The sequence below is a fragment of the Mesorhizobium sp. M1273 genome (assembly GCF_040318195.1).
In the GTDB taxonomy this organism is placed as follows: domain Bacteria; phylum Pseudomonadota; class Alphaproteobacteria; order Rhizobiales; family Rhizobiaceae; genus Mesorhizobium.
On sequence record NZ_JAMYLV010000033.1, the window covers coordinates 42,974 to 56,112 of the forward strand.

Annotated in this window: 11 protein-coding genes and 1 pseudogene; 3 read left to right on the forward strand and 9 right to left on the reverse strand. The window is 60.5% G+C overall.

Annotated features, from left to right (window positions below):
- Nucleotide 1: 1 nt before the first annotated feature.
- The 4 genes from NKH30_RS26280 to NKH30_RS26295 all read right to left on the reverse strand — a co-directional run bounded on the left by NKH30_RS26280 (nucleotide 2) and on the right by NKH30_RS26295 (nucleotide 4,683).
- The gene (locus tag NKH30_RS26280; protein ID WP_352834883.1) at nucleotides 2-856 is read right to left on the reverse strand and encodes an MBL fold metallo-hydrolase; all 855 of its coding nucleotides are present in this window, start codon (nucleotides 854-856) and stop codon (nucleotides 2-4) included.
- A 122-nt stretch (nucleotides 857-978) separates the two neighbouring features.
- Nucleotides 979-1,428: a cyclic nucleotide-binding domain-containing protein gene (locus tag NKH30_RS26285; protein ID WP_023675957.1), complete on the reverse strand. Its 450-nt coding sequence runs from the start codon at nucleotides 1,426-1,428 to the stop codon at nucleotides 979-981.
- Between the two features lie 157 nt (nucleotides 1,429-1,585).
- Nucleotides 1,586-4,300 carry an ABC transporter transmembrane domain-containing protein gene (locus NKH30_RS26290; protein WP_352770398.1) on the reverse strand — a complete coding sequence of 905 codons (2,715 nt, stop codon included), beginning with the start codon at nucleotides 4,298-4,300 and terminating at the stop codon, nucleotides 1,586-1,588.
- 17 nt (nucleotides 4,301-4,317) lie between these two features.
- Nucleotides 4,318-4,683, reverse strand: coding sequence for a hypothetical protein (locus NKH30_RS26295; protein WP_352470896.1), 366 nt, complete (start codon nucleotides 4,681-4,683; stop codon nucleotides 4,318-4,320).
- A gap of 85 nt (nucleotides 4,684-4,768) precedes the next feature.
- Between NKH30_RS26295 and NKH30_RS26300 the strand changes: the two genes are divergently transcribed.
- Nucleotides 4,769-5,437: a class I SAM-dependent methyltransferase gene (locus NKH30_RS26300; protein WP_352770469.1), complete on the forward strand. Its 669-nt coding sequence runs from the start codon at nucleotides 4,769-4,771 to the stop codon at nucleotides 5,435-5,437.
- A gap of 212 nt (nucleotides 5,438-5,649) precedes the next feature.
- Here NKH30_RS26300 and NKH30_RS26305 read toward each other — a convergent pair whose 3' ends face one another.
- The 4 genes and pseudogenes from NKH30_RS26305 to NKH30_RS26320 all read right to left on the reverse strand — a co-directional run.
- Nucleotides 5,650-6,828: a glycosyltransferase family protein gene (locus NKH30_RS26305; protein ID WP_352491730.1), complete on the reverse strand. Its 1,179-nt coding sequence runs from the start codon at nucleotides 6,826-6,828 to the stop codon at nucleotides 5,650-5,652.
- Nucleotides 6,825-8,069, reverse strand: coding sequence for a glycosyltransferase (locus NKH30_RS26310; RefSeq protein ID WP_352541931.1), 1,245 nt, complete (start codon nucleotides 8,067-8,069; stop codon nucleotides 6,825-6,827). Before NKH30_RS26310 ends, NKH30_RS26305 begins: the two co-directional genes overlap by 4 nt.
- A 1-nt stretch (nucleotide 8,070) precedes the next feature.
- On the reverse strand, nucleotides 8,071-9,285 hold the full coding sequence (locus tag NKH30_RS26315) for a glycosyltransferase family protein (protein WP_352450264.1): 1,215 nt from the start codon (nucleotides 9,283-9,285) through the stop codon (nucleotides 8,071-8,073).
- A gap of 493 nt (nucleotides 9,286-9,778) precedes the next feature.
- A pseudogene (locus NKH30_RS26320) lies at nucleotides 9,779-10,083 on the reverse strand (ferritin-like domain-containing protein); the annotation flags it as partial.
- 401 nt (nucleotides 10,084-10,484) lie between these two features.
- On the opposite strand from NKH30_RS26320, the gene NKH30_RS26325 reads away from it, so the two are divergent.
- The gene (locus tag NKH30_RS26325; protein WP_023675950.1) at nucleotides 10,485-10,823 is read left to right on the forward strand and encodes a hypothetical protein; all 339 of its coding nucleotides are present in this window, start codon (nucleotides 10,485-10,487) and stop codon (nucleotides 10,821-10,823) included.
- A 187-nt stretch (nucleotides 10,824-11,010) separates the two neighbouring features.
- Nucleotides 11,011-12,249 (forward strand): M24 family metallopeptidase, encoded by a 1,239-nt coding sequence (locus tag NKH30_RS26330; protein WP_352491732.1) that lies wholly within the window; start codon nucleotides 11,011-11,013, stop codon nucleotides 12,247-12,249.
- 9 nt (nucleotides 12,250-12,258) lie between these two features.
- Here the strand turns inward: NKH30_RS26330 and NKH30_RS26335 are convergent, their stop codons facing one another.
- Entirely contained in the window at nucleotides 12,259-13,131 is an 873-nt protein-coding gene (locus NKH30_RS26335) for a helix-turn-helix domain-containing protein (protein ID WP_352491733.1), read from the reverse strand.
- Nucleotides 13,132-13,139 lie beyond the last annotated feature (8 nt).

Consider the following 13,139-nt stretch of genomic DNA (forward strand, 5'->3'; position numbering starts at 1 on the left):
CTCAGCGCTTTTTGCGCAATGAGACTGGAATGTTGAGCGTCTGGCCATCCCGCGCGGCAAAAGCGCCGGTAAACCTGTCCTTGGCCAGTTTCTGGATCTTGTCCAGTTCCTTGTCGGTGCGTGTCGGATCGTGGTGAAACAGCGCAAGCCTCCGCGCACCTGCCGCCTCACAGAGTTTGACGCCCTGTTGCCACGTCGAGTGCCCGTAACCGCGGCGGCGTTCCATTTCCTCCTCGGTGTAGGTGCAATCGTAGATGACGAGGTCGGCATCTTCGATCAGGCCGAGCACCGTCTGATCGAGTTTGTCCGGGTCGTGCTCAGTGTCTGTGATCACCGCCACGACGCCGCCACCCCATTCGACCCGGTAGCCTATGCAGCCGCCCGGATGCATAAGACTGCCGGTTCGGACCACCACCCCTTCGCGCGGGCGAAGCACGTCTCCGGATACGAAATCGCGATAGTCGAGGCTTGCCTTGCAGGCCTCCAATTTCACCGGAAACCACGGCGGCCGCATGAACTCATCGACCATCTGCCGGGTCGTCATGTGTCCTGCAAGATGCCCGGACCAAAGCGTAACCTTGGCGCCCCGGTCATAGATCGGCGCAAAAGACGGCAGCCCGATGATGTGATCGTAATGGCAATGGGTGAAAAGCAGGTCGAAATCGGTCACGCCCAACGCCTGAAGCGCCGCGCCGGCAGGCCGTAGGCCAGAGCCTGCGTCGAACAGAAGCGTATGCTTGCCGCATCGCATCTCGACGCAGATTGAGTTGCCGCCATAGCGAGAGAATTCTGGCCCTGATACCGAAATGCTGCCGCGGACACCCCAAAACCTGACCTGGAAAACGTTGTCGTCCATGCTACCCCTTCGCCCATCATATCCAAACAACTGCTGCTAGGCGAGACAGGCTTTCTCCGGGTGATCTTCTCAGCGAGAGGACAGTGCCGTCACGACGGCGAGGATCGAGCGCACGTCCTTCGTTATTTGGCGCTTCGTGCGTCGATGAGATCCGCGGTCGTATGGCTTAGGCGATCGGCAAGAACCCGCAATATCTCGATGGTCATTTCCGGGAACTCCCTCATAAGCCTCAGGAAATGATCCTTGCGGATTCTCAGGGCTTCCAGCGGACTTGCCGCTCTGACGGTGGCAGTGCGGGAGCTGTTGCACAATATGGCGATCTCGCCAACGATCGAATTTGGCTCCAGTTCGGCAACTTTTATCGGTCCGCTGTCGGAATCGACAAGAATATCCGCCCTGCCTGAAAGGATGACATAGGCGGCGTCTCCCTCGTCGCCCTGCCGGAAAAGGATCTGGCCGGCGCTGTAGCTCACACGATCGGATGTGAACGCAAGCAGCTTGAGCTTTGTCGGCTCGATGGCAGAGAACAAGGGAACGCGTTGCAGCATTCCAACTTCATCCTTGAGCAGCATTGTCGCAAACCTTCCAAAATTCGCGTTTGCCAGACTAGAGCAACGGACGCCCAGATGGAATCAATTCTCTTTCCGGGATGGCGAGACAAACCACGCGAAAGGTGGCGAGCCCGATGTCGTGCACCGGCAGAATGATCCCATCTGAATGTCCGTTGCTCTATGACAACAGTTCCTTGAAGATACCGTTCCCTGCCAAAAGTGTCTCGTGTGTTCCGTCTTCCGCCAATTGACCCGAGTCGAAGACGATAACGCGATCGAACATCATCGCCATTGCCGGATTCGTCACGACCCACACAATTGCCGGCGAATGGCCGTCGCGCCTGGCTTCCTCGAGCACATTTCGCAGCACCTTATCCTGCATGCGCTGGTCGAGCGCCGACAGCGGCCGGTTGAGAATGAGAAAATCGGGACGCTTGAGCAAGGCCCGGGCAACATCGAGCTTCTGTCGCTGTCCACCGGTCAGCCGCCTGCCGCCGGAGCCGACGTTGAAGTCCAGGCCGACATCCAGAAGTTCGCCATAAAGCCCAAGTTCGTCAAGAATGTCATAGACGATGGAGCGTATGCGGTCGGGCGCGTCGGGATGATTGTTGCCCACACGCCCGAACAGGACATTATCCATGACGGTGGCCGCGGCAATGTATTTGGCAGGATCATACCGTTCGACCGCATTGTGCAGCTCGGGCGGCAGGTCTTCATAGAACCGGTTGCGTGCAGCGACGATCTTGCTCATCAGCTCGTCGCTCAGCAGGCCGAAGCGGTGCCGGGGCTCGATGTAGGCAAAGCTCAAGGTGACGATCATGGCGCGATCGTTCTCCGAAACCGCCTCGTAGGGACGGTTCTTGAGCCGTTGCAGCAAGGTTTCGTAGGCGGGTATCTCCTCCGCGCTCATGAAGGCGAGCTGCTGGAAGAACTGGTGATCGGGCGGCAGGTCGGCAAACAGCTCGATCGCCTGTTTGGCGATCTCCAAGCCCATTTCGTAGAGCGTTCGGTCGAGGCCGGCTTGCCTCAGCACGGAAGCAAAATAGGGATTGGCCGCCAGGGCCCTGTCGGCCAGTTCAGGGCCGGCGGCAGCGCCGAAGAGCAGGTTTTGGCCGATCGTTGCTTCCTTGTTGTAGGCGCCCGGTTCGAAAGGAACCACCAGTCCGCTCAGCCCCTCTTGTTCCAGCCGGGTCCGCAGCGCCGCACGCAGTTCGACGATCCGCCTGGCAAGCTCCGTGTGACGCGTGAGGTCGGCCGAAGAGCGCAAGCCGAGATCCAGAATGTCACGCGACAGAACAACCGCGTCGAGCACCCGGCGCACGGCTTCAAAGAGGTCGTGCGGGCCGGTAGCGCCAGCGGAAGCATAGTTGATCCAGTCGCTGTGGATATCAAGATCCGGATTGCCCGACCGGCGCGCCTCGTGAATGTTCCAGCGTTGCTGATCTGCCGCAGCACCGTCATAAGGCACCGATGTCAGCGGCGCATGCTTCAACCCGTAGAGCAGGTTGTCGCGGAGGCTTGCCTGGAACAGGAAAACATCCGACGAGGCATACGACATGCGCCGGCCGGTTACTGCTTCGGGGAGTTCAAGCAGGTCGTCGGTGCCCGAAGCGACCCTTCCGCTGTCCGGCCAGGTCAGCCGCGCGAAGGCTTCTGCAAGCGCCTCCGCTCCACCTGTTGCGGTACTGACCAGTGCCACCGTCTCACCCGGCTTGACCTGGAGGGAGATACGGTTGAGGAGCATTGCACCACCATCGTCTGCTACGGACAGATTGATCGCCGACAGCGGCTTGGTCATCGGATCGGGATCGTCGATCGTCAATGCCCCGATTTTCGGCGCGATGAGACCTTCGACGGTGAACTGTTCAACGACCTGTTGATATTTGACCTGGACATCCTGCCGATCCTGATCCCAGTCGATCAGTTCCTTCATCGGTCCGGGCAGGTCCTTGTAGGCGCCGATCACGGCCACGAGCTGGCCGACGTCCAGCCGCCCCTCAAGGACCAGATACCCGCCGATCATGTAGAACAGAAAGGGCGTGAGCTGCGCGAGAAAATTGTTGAGGAACTTCACCATGAATTTCCATTGGTAAAGATCGAAGCGGATCTTGAAGATGAGCCCGAGCCGGGCAGCTATGTCGGCGCGCTCGTAGTTTGATGTATCGTGGACGTGAACCGCGCCGATGCCGTCGACGATTTCGCCAACCCGGCCCGAAAGCGCGCGCGCCGTCAACTGCCGTTGGCGCCCGAGCACGATCAGCCGCCGCCGCATTCGCGGGATGAGCACGATCTGGATCGCCACGATCACGACCGCTATCATTCCGAGCCAGACGTTCTGGATCATGATGAACAGCATGGCCGTCAGCGCTTGGCCGCCGAGCAGTACCGGCTGCAGGAAGGCGTCGCCGATGAAGCCGCCCAGCGGCTCCACCTCGTCCTTCACCATGGTCGCCACTTCGGCGGATTTCACCCGCTTGAAATAAACCGGCGGAAAACGCAGCACACGGTCGACCAGATCGAAGCGGATACGCCGCAGCATGCGTTCGCCGAGGCGGCCCTTGTAGGTGTTGATGTAGAATTTGAACAGGCCGTTGATGACGACTAGCAAGAGGAACACAAGGCTCAGGGCAAACAGGGTCTCCTTGCGGTCGAGCTGAAAACCGGAGAAGAACTGGACCTCTCCAACGAACGGCAGGTTATAGTGTAGCCTCATGAATGGCTGGGTCGCGCCCGGTTGCTCGAAGCCGCGACCTTGGATCGGTCCGTTGACGATCAGCTTCGGCAGGTCGAAGGACATGAAATACGGGATCATCGAAAGCACGACGATCATCAATATCCAGAGTTGCTGCTTCTTGGTGTGCGTCCAGATATAGCGGGCTAGGCTGGCTTCCATATGCGACTGTGGACCCTTCAGTTGGAAGGATGCAGGATGTAAAAGCACCTGCTGGCGAATGGCGTATCGGCAATTTCTTCATCGCCAACGACAAGCTCGAAGCTGCTGTGCACGGACATTGTCCTGCGCTCAACGATGCAAGAAACCTGCGAGGCGGCGCGATCCAGTTCCGACGCATGGTCGATGGCATCGACATGGGCATTGTTGATCGGCGAAGACAGCGGCTGGCCAAACGGTCCGCGGCTTTCGTAGGGCTTTGGCGAACAGCCGAGCGGCACGAGGCCGCAGCTGCGCGGCTGGTGCTGGCGGATGGACGCCGATGATCCGGACAGATGCAACAGGCTCTCTCCGGCACCGGGCAATAGCCAAGCGGCTTGCAGCATGATCACGTCCGCGGAATCAAACAGTCTTGCGGGAGGCAAGATTGCGTTGTGTCGCCCAAAATCCCAACATACAAGACGAATTATGATGGATGTCACGCAACCACGCAATGCCATGGACTGGCACGAGCAAGCCTTGGACCTCACGCGGGGAATTGCTGCTTATGTCAAGTGCCCTCTCGTGGCAGGGCTGGCGCGGGTCGTCGCCAAGCATCCGAAGGCCGATATCGCCAACGCCTTCAACCACAAGCAGGTCGCCTGCAAGATGTGGGCGCTCGACAGGCTATTCGAAAGCGGCGGCCGCCGCTTCGGGCGCATATGGGTTCTGGGTGGATGGTACGGCGTATTGCCGGCAATGCTTTTCAACGACGCCCGCTTCGACATCGCGGCGGTCGATAGTATCGACATCGATCCCGAAGTCGCGCCGGTCGCCCGGACCCTCAACCGGGAAGCCGGCGACCGGTTCCGGGCGCTGACGGCAGATATGTACGCACTCGACTATGCGGCCGGGCGGCCCGATCTGATGATCAATACGAGCTGCGAACACATAGCCGATCTGCGCGCCTGGCTTGCTCTGCTTCCGCCGGGCACGAATGTACTGCTGCAATCGAACGATTATTTCAGCGAGCCGACGCACATCAACTGCGTGGCTTCGCTTGCAGCCTTCGAGGAAATGGCGGCGCTGCGGGAGGTGCGGTTCTCCGGCGAACTGCCGACAAAAAATTATACGCGCTTCATGCTGATTGGAACTGTTTAATGCATTTCGCCCAAAAGCGCGTAGCGGTTTGGGACAACGACACGCATAAAAACAGGACTTGAAGCGCGTCGCACGAATCTCACCAGGCGCGACGCGCGTTAGAGCATTTGCAGGAAAGTGTGGAAACGGCTTTCCGTCCGGAATTGCGTCAAAACAAAGAGACAGAGCGGTTCTGCGTGAAACGATGAACCGCTCTAGGATCTATCGTCTGTTCAATCATGAACTTTTCCGAAACCGGGCCCCACATTTAGGGACCATGTTCGATGCCGCTCGCGCAGGATTTGCGCGGAGCGACGCGCGCCTTCCAGATCGAGACGATGCGCGGATGGCGTCGGTTCCACAAGCGCTTGTTCGATCGCTTGCGCCAAACCTTCAGGCGTCAGATCCTTTTCCATCAGCACCGTTGCAAGACCGAGTTCTTCGAGCATCAGGGCGCGAACCGTCTGTTCGGTTTCCCCGCCGGCTGCAAATGGGACGAGCAGGGAGCGACAACCCGCGCGCAGGACATCGCAGACCGTGTTGTAACCCGCCTGCGAGACTGACAGGCGGGCGCCGGTCAGCAGGCTGGCGAAATCCTCGCGGAACCGGAAGATGGACAGGCCTGGCGTGGCATCGCGTGCGATCGCGTCAAACTCGTCTTTCGGCAGGTTTGGGCCGGTGATCAAGCACCATTTCCAAGCGTTGTTGGCATTCCGCGCCGCTGCGATGGTGGATCTGACAAGGCTCTTTCCGGCAGCCCCGCCGCCAACCGACACCAGAACGTCGAAGCGCTCGGAGGCCGCGGGCGATGGCGGCGCGGCAACGAGCCCCGTGTAGGTGACCTCGGCCCTGATCGCCCCAGCCAGTGGAAATGTCTTGTCGATGGTTGCGAAAGCCGGATCGCCGTGGACCATAACAAGATCGAAATGCCTGTTGATGAGATCGACCGTTTCCTCGTTTCGGCCCAGCTTGACGCGCTCCTGGAGGATATCACGGACGGACGTCGCCAGCAGCGGTCTGGGCGACGTCGCGTCGATGGCCTTGATCAGCGGCAAGAGTTCGAAACGCATCTGCCGGCGTCCAAATGGAAACGCCTCGACAATGACGATATCAGGCCTGCAATCCCGGAATGCCTGCAGCAGCATCTCTGAACGCCATTTCTTGAAATCATCGTCGATCGGGTTGCCTTGCAGGTCGACAAGTCCCGAAAATCCTTCATCACCGGAGGTGACAGGTGGCAGGGTTACAGATTGTACACCCAGTCCCGGAAACCCGGCGATCGGCGCTCCGCCGGTCACGACGGTAACGTCAAACCCGTCATCGACCAGAGCCGCCGCAATGCGGCTGGCGCGCGCGAGATGGCCGATGCCGAGCAGGTGCTGGACATAGAAGAAAGCGCGCAGCCGCTTCATTCGGCGGCCCGCCACTCCCGCTCGAACAGTTCCTTGAGCTGTCCAATGCTTGCCATATGATCGAAATTGCCGCGCACGCGCCGCTCTGCGGCGTCGCCGAGGCGGTCGCGGAGCACGGGATCACGGATCAGGCGCTCCAGCGCCCGTGCCAGGGCAAGCGGGTTTTCCGTCGGAACCAGCAACCCGGTTTCATCCGACGATAAAAGCTCCGGCACGCCGGAAATATCGGTCGACACGCAGGCAAGCCGCTGGCTAGCCGCCTCCACCAGAACATTCGGCAGACCGTCGCGGTCGCCATTTGCGGTGATCCTGCAGGCCAGGGCGAAGATGTCGGCGCGGCGGTAGTGCTCAAGCACCTCCTCCTGCGCAAGCGCGCCTTTCCAAGAGACGCGACCATCCAGGCCGAGCTTTTGCGCCAGCGCCTTGAACCGTTCCAATTCTTCGCCGCCGCCGATATGCTCGAAACGCCACGCCAAATCGCCGGGCAGCAGGGCAAGGGCCTCCAGCAACGTATCATAACCTTTCTTTTCAACGGCGCGCCCGACACTCAGAACGACAACCGGTTCGTCCGGAGCCGAGCCGTCATGCTGCTTTCGCGCCTCGCCGAAACTGCCGAAGCGATCAAGGTCGAGCCCATGATAGCTCAGATGCACGGACGAGTTGCCGTTATCGAGTTTTTTCAGACGGTCGAAGCCGGTTTTCGTGCAAGTGACCGTCCAGCGCGCCGAGGAAAGCTTGCCGGCCAGATCCCAGTCCGCCGAAGTCCAGATGTCCTTGGCATGGGCCGAGCAGGTCCACGGCAGGCCACGAAGCTGGCTGGCATAGCGCGTCACCGATGCAGGCGTGTGCGCGAAATGTGCATGCAGCCAGCCCGCGTTTTCCGGCCATTCGGCCGCCAGCACGAGCGCTTGCCCGAAGCGCCGCGCGCGATTGCGCGTAAAGTCGCGGGGCATATCGGCAGCCAGCCATCCGAGCGCGCGCCAGAAGCCCGGACGCAGCAGACAGGCAAACAGCGAGCGAAGCACGCGCAGCGGCTCTTCATGCAGATATTCCGGCAGATAATGGACGGGCGCTTTGATCTCGTCATGCACGGGGTGGCGTTTTTCGTCGGTCGGCCGCCTGAGCGCGACGAGTATCAGGTCGAACCCCGCACGCTCAAGACCGAGCAGTTCCTGCGCGATGAAGGTTTCGGACAGCCGCGGATAACCCTTCAGAACCACGACGATCTTGCGATGTTGCAACTCAGGTCATTCCTTCAATGACCGAAAGGTGATGGCCGGCCCGCCGGTCGAGCAGTTCCGCGACGATTTCGGAAATATGAGGCAGCCCTTCGAGCGTCAGATGCGGATTGCTCTGCGATGGGCGGGGCCGGTCCGGCAGCACCTTCAGTGCATCGGCAAACCGCCGGGAGTCCTCGGCTTCTTCCGGCAAAAGCATCTCGATGAGGCCGAGTTCGGCTGCGCGCCGTGCGCGAATCAGTTGTTCCCGGCGGGGCTCGACGCGCGGCACGATCAGCGCCGGCTTGTCGAAAGACAGTATCTCGCAATAGGTGTTGTAGCCGCCCATCGCCACTACCGCCTTGGCGCCGGCAATCAGGTCTTCCATGCGGTTGTCGAACTCGATGATCTTGATGTAGGGGATCTTGGACCCCTTCTTGAGCAGCTTGTTGCGCTTGCGCGCCGGCATGTAAGGCCCAAGCACGATCAGGGCTCTATGCTGCAATTGCGGATCCTGCTGATAGGCATCGATGACGTCGTGGATCAGATCGGCGCCGTCACCGCCGCCACCGGTAGTAACGAGGATATAGTCGCCCTCGGGCCGGTGGCCGGGCAACTCGTTCCGCTGCAGGCTCCGTTGCAGGAACCCGACGAACCTCATCTTTGCCCTGACAGCCGGGGGCACATCCAAGCCCGTCAACGGATCGTAGAAATCCGGCGGACCATAGGCCCAGACCTTGTCGTAGAAGACGCCTATCTTGCGCATCACGTCTCTGCGCGCCCACTCTGCTTCGAGCAGATGCGGCGCATCCATCACCTCGCGCAGGCCAAGCACCAGCGTGGTGCCCCGCGTCTTGAGGTAGGACAGCGTGTCCTCAATCTCACCGCGCAGGCCGAGCGGTTCCTTGTCGACGATGAAGATATCGGGCCGGAAGGTCTCAGCTGTATGGCGGATGATCGACTGGCGCATCCTTAGCGTCTCATGCAGATCGATGTCCTTTTCCAGCGACGTGTATTCGCCGTTGCGCAGCTTGATGACGCTGGGGATCTTCACGAAGTCGACACGGGCGCGGTAATCGAAGGCGCCAGCGATAGTCGCACCCGAAATGATGAGCACCTGAAGTCCGCGGAAATCCTCGACCAGCGAATGCGCGATAGTCCGGCAGCGCTGCAAATGGCCGAGCCCGAACGTGTCGTGGCTGTACATGAGAATTCGAGCGTTTTCTGCGTGCTGGGTCATTGTTGAACGTCTCTTAGAATTCTCGCCTTGAGGACCGTGAGCGACCCGCAGGATTCGAAATCATCCTCGCGGGTCTACCGACCTGTTCTGAAACATGAGGGCGCAATTTTCAATTCGTATTACAAAGAGGGTCCATATGCTGAAACCAGGAAGCTACGTCTGCTCAGCGGCCTGCTTGCCACGTGGTCCAGAAGAACCTGCATCATTTCACTGGTATTGACCATCTCGGATTCTCGGCGGCCTTGACCGCTGCGAAAAACGTGGAAACTCCAGAATGGAATAAGGTATGGGCTGGGTACTTCACTTCGAGCGTCTAAGCCAAGCTCCTAAACCATGATGTGCCTTGGCGGTGGGAAGCCGGAGCGTTGACGGAGTAGGGGACACGTTCGAACCGCCTAGATCTTGACTTCTCAGACCAGAATCTAAGGGTCAGGAGTTCGACTCTTTTCGGGCGAGCCAATTGAACTCACTAGCTTTTTGGACGCCATGGGCACATGAACTCGCCGATTGCAGGCGTGTCAAAGCTGACCTGTTTGCCGCCAACGACAGCGCCGGCCTTCGGGCCAGTATCCGAGTCTTCGATCCCTTTTCCGGTTGTACCGCGCAGGTAATATTCGGCTTCCGCATATATTCGAGATTGAGGGCGAACCGGAAAAAAATGTCTTCGTCTTTGACCTCATCCTGCGCATAGGCCCGGGAAACCGGGGCAAGGCCGGTGGCCGAAGCGAGCGTTGCTCCCAGGCCAAACTGCAACGCGCGGCGGCGCGAAACACGAAATGCAGGCGTGACGCGGATCATGGCTTCCTCCCAAAAGCCCGCCGGCATCAAACATTTTGGCACCTCAAAAGCGCACCTGCGCTCCCAACTTCAGGAGATGTGGAATGTTTCTCAATCGCCTTGAATGATCTCACCGATGGTCGAGCAACTAGGTTTCCTCGACCCTAGCCTGATGTCAGCCGACGCACACTGCGCTGTAGCGGCGCCGGATCTGCCGGCAGCAAAAATCCCGCCGCTGCGGTCGTCCGAAGTACGCTGTCGATAAAATCCAGGACTTTTGCGTATCGATTTCGGACCAAGGTCCGTCTTGTAGAATACTGTATTTGAACAAAGCTAGGTAACAGCCGACTTTCGGATTCGAAAGTCCTGACGTTTTTCATCTGAAACCCATCCTGGCGGGAGGGCGACTCGAAGGAGGAACTATGAAAACGCGCACCTGTCTATTCGCGACTGTAGCCGCTCTCACCCTTGTCGCATCTCCGGTACTCGCTGCTCCCGGGGGCAATGGCAATGGCAACGGCAATGGCGGCAGCAACGGTAACGGCGGAAACTCGGCCGGGGCCGGCTCGCAGGGACACGGAGCCGCCACTTCCGCCGCGGCCAAGGACAAGTCGACGACCGGCGTTGCTCATGCAATGGCGGTCGTTGCCACGACACCGGCCTCACCGCAGGCTACGCTGGCCTTGCAGGCAGCGCTGGACAGGAAGGCCGCGAAAGACGCGGCAGACACTGCCGACGACACCTCTGACGAAACCGAGTAAGCATTCCAAACAGACCACTTGTCGCGTTGAAAGCCGTGGTTCGCCGCGGCTTTTTCGTTTCCCGACGACGAACTCTCAAGGTGAACAGCGCTTCCAGAAAAAAGCTGCTCCACGGCGGCACTGAAGCTACGCTAAGGCCAAACGACGCCGCATCGGCGTCGGATTCGAGTGCATTCGAGGAGATCCCATGGCCGGCTTTGTCGACCGCGAGCGCGCAACTGACCTGATGCAGCGCGCCGGCATCGAGGCGCTGGTGCTTTGCGAGCCCGAGGCGTTCCAATATGCCACCGGTGCCTGGATCGGCCCGGCCGGCCTGTTCCGGCGGGCCGGTGCCGGTTTCGTCGTTATTCCCAAGCGAGGCGACCTGCCGCTCGGCGTCGTGGTGGCGGATTTCCAGGCTGCCCGGCTCCGGGCGGCGATGGCCGGCGCCGTGCTGCGCACGCATGCGATCTGGATCGAATCGGCGTCGCTCGAGCCGGCGACGGCCGACCGGCCTGTTGCGCAGCGCATCGAGGCCGGCCTGGTTGGCCGCGCCCCCGGTTTTTCACGTCCGGCGACCTTCGAGCTTGCCCGCTCCGTCCGCGAGCTGAAAACGATCCTCGCAGAATTCGGGCTGGAGCGTGCGACGCTCGGCATCGAGCTGGATTTCGTCTCGGCCAGCGATTTTTCCGCGATGCAGGCAATGTTGCCGGGCACTGCCCTGGTCAACGGCTCGCCGGTTCTCGACAGGCTGCGGGCAATCAAATCGCAGAGCGAGATCGACCTTCTGCAGCAGGGCATCGCCCTGTCGGAAGCCGGCCTGTCGCGGCTGCAGCAGCATGCGACGACCGGCATGCGTCAGTCTGAGCTGGTCGCGCTTTACCGGCAAGGCGTCGCGGATGCAGCCGCCGGGTCGTCGCAGCAAATCTCGACGGCGGAATACGTCACGCTGGGCGCTCGCCCAAAAGGCGCCGACGTCGTCGCCGCCGCCGGCGATCCGCTGAAGGCCGACATGGTGTGCAGCGTGAACGGCTATGCCTCGGATATGTCGCGGAATTTCACCTTCGGGCCGCCGTCGCCCGAACAGGCCGAATTGCATGCGATAGCCGAACGCGCCTTCGCCGACGGGCTTGCCGCGCTTATGCCCGGAAAGCCGTTAGCCGCCGTGCATCGCGCCGCCAGCGAAAGCCTGGCGCGCCAGGGCCTGCGTTCCTATCGCCGCGGCCATTTCGGCCACGGCGTCGGCAATTCCGTGTTTTCCGAGCAATGGCCGTTCATCTCGGCCGACAGCAATGTCGTGATCGAGGCCGGCATGGTGCTGGCATTCGAAATCCCGCTCTACATCGACGGTCTCGCCAGCTTCAATCTCGAGGACCAGTTCCTGATCACCGCCAACGGGCCGTCGCCGATGAACCGCCTGCCGAGGCGCCTGGATATTATCGCTTGAATCCAGCCGTTATCTGGCGCTGGCCACGCCCCTGCGGAAATCCGACGGCGACATGCCGGAAAGCTTGCGGAACGACTTGTTGAAGGCACTGAGCGAGCCAAAGCCCGATTCCATGGCGACGCGCAGCACATTGGCATCCTGATGCATCAGCAGCGCCTGCGCGTAGCTGAGGCGCAGCAAGTTCACATATTCATTGAGCGTCATGCCGGTCGATTTCTTGAATATGCTCATGGCGTATTTGGGATGGATATCGGCCGCCGCGGCGATGTCGACGCAATCGATCTCGTAGAGGAAATTCTCGGCGATGAAGTCGCACATGCGCCCGACATTGCGCAGCGATTGCTGATCGAAGGGACTGCCTATCTCCTGTTCGACCGGGGTTTCGGGCACCAGCCGGTAAGGCTCGAAGCGCACCCGCTCCAGCCGCAGCAAAAGCTCGTTGACGGCATGCTCGGCCTTGACCGGGTCGCCGGAGCGGGCATAGCGATTCCAGCGCTCGAAATTGTGGTCGTCCGACCGGTCGGTGGCGTCGGTCACCAGCGTCGCGCCGGTCATCAGCCTGTTGCGGACATCGACGGGCAAATGCAGCCGGAAGAAATGCACCAGCGGCAAATGCGCGCCGGCATAGATGGCATCGTCGGACGCTTCGTCCATCTGGTGCGGCAGGCCGCCCCAGAACAGGCACATGTCACCCGCAGAAAGCGAAAGCCCGTGCCCGTCCATGCGGTAATGCACGGCGCCGCGCACGATGAAATTCACCTCGACCTGGGCGTGCCAATGCGGCTTTAGCATCACCAGGGGCTGGGTGTGGAACATCTGCAGCAGCAGCGGCAGGCCCTCCACGCTGCTGGCGCCAGGCTGGTAAAACGGCCTTTCCGGCATCTTACTTT